Consider the following 1,504-nt stretch of genomic DNA (forward strand, 5'->3'; position numbering starts at 1 on the left):
CATTCTCTGCGACTGAACACAAGGCTGAAAACTGACCGATGGATACCCTGACTCACCTGATTGGCGGTGACGCCGTGACTGGCGAACGCACCCTGGATGTGCTCAATCCGGCTACCGCGCAAGCCGTGCGCCGTCTGCCACTGGCCGATGCCGCCATCGTGCAACGCGCGATAGAGACCGCCAGCGATGCCCTGCCCGCCTGGCGCGCCATGCCGCCCGCCAAGCGCGCTCAGGTCATGTATCGCTTCAAGACATTGCTGGAACGGGATGCTCAGGAGATCTGCGCCCTGATCAGTGAAGAGCACGGCAAGGTGCTCGACGATGCCATGGGCGAACTCAAGCGCGGCATCGAGAATGTCGAATATGCCTGCGGCGTGCCGGAGCTGCTCAAGGGCGAGTATTCCCACAATGCCGGGCCGAGCATCGACACCTGGTCCAACCATCAACCGCTGGGCATCGTGGCCGGTGTCACGCCGTTCAACTTCCCGGCCATGGTGCCGCTCTGGATGTTCCCCATGGCGCTGGCCTGCGGCAATGCCTTCATCCTCAAGCCGTCGGAACAGAGTCCGTCGGCGGCCAACAAGATGGCCCACCTGCTGCAAGAAGCCGGACTGCCCGCTGGGCTCTTCAGCGTGGTGCATGGTGATCGTGAAGCCGTCGAGGCGCTGATCGCGGCCCCGGAGGTCAAGGCGATGAGCTTCGTGGGCTCGACACCCGTGGCGCGGAGCCTCTACGAAGGTGGCACCCGTCAGGGCAAGCGTATCCAGGCGCTAGGAGGCGCCAAGAATCACGCCGTGGTATTGCCGGACGCCGATCTCGACAATGCCGCCAGCACCTTGATCGGGGCCGCCTTCGGCAGCGCAGGCGAGCGCTGCATGGCCATCTCGGTGGCCGTCTGCGTGGGGGATGAAACCGCGGATGCCCTGATCGAACGTCTCGCGCCTCAGGCACGCGCCATGAGCATCGGCCCAGGCACCGAACCCGGTCACGACATGGGCGCCCTGATCAATGCCTCGCAGCGCGACAAGGTCGCCGGCTATATCGAGGCAGGCGCCAGCGCTGGCGCCCAGCTGATCGTGGATGGCCGCACTCACCCGCTGGTCGAGAGCTCGCCCGGCTTCTTCATGGGTGCCACGCTGTTCGATCGCGTCACGCCGGACATGAGCATCTATCGTGACGAGATCTTCGGCCCGGTACTTTGTGTGGTGCGCGTGGCAAGCTTCGAAGACGCCATCGCGCTGATCAATGATCACCAGTACGGCAACGGCACCTGCCTCTTCACCCGCGATGGCGAGGCCGGACGCCGCTTCGCCGACCAGATCGAGGTCGGCATGGTCGGCATCAACGTGCCCTTGCCGGTACCGGTAGCCTTCCACAGCTTCGGCGGCTGGAAGGACTCGCTGTTCGGTGACCTGCACGCCTATGGCCCCGACGCCGTGCGCTTCTATACCCGGCGCAAGAGCGTGTCCCAGCGCTGGCCTGAGCGCAGTGCACAGGAAGCCGC

1 protein-coding gene is annotated in these 1,504 nt (G+C 65.0%); it reads left to right on the forward strand.

Annotated elements, in window-relative coordinates:
* Positions 1-38 precede the first annotated feature (38 nt).
* Positions 39-1,504: CoA-acylating methylmalonate-semialdehyde dehydrogenase (locus AC4FAH_RS14105; RefSeq protein ID WP_490246263.1), on the forward strand; the 1,466-nt coding region annotated here is incomplete at its 3' end.

This window comes from Cobetia sp. (genome assembly GCF_983723665.1).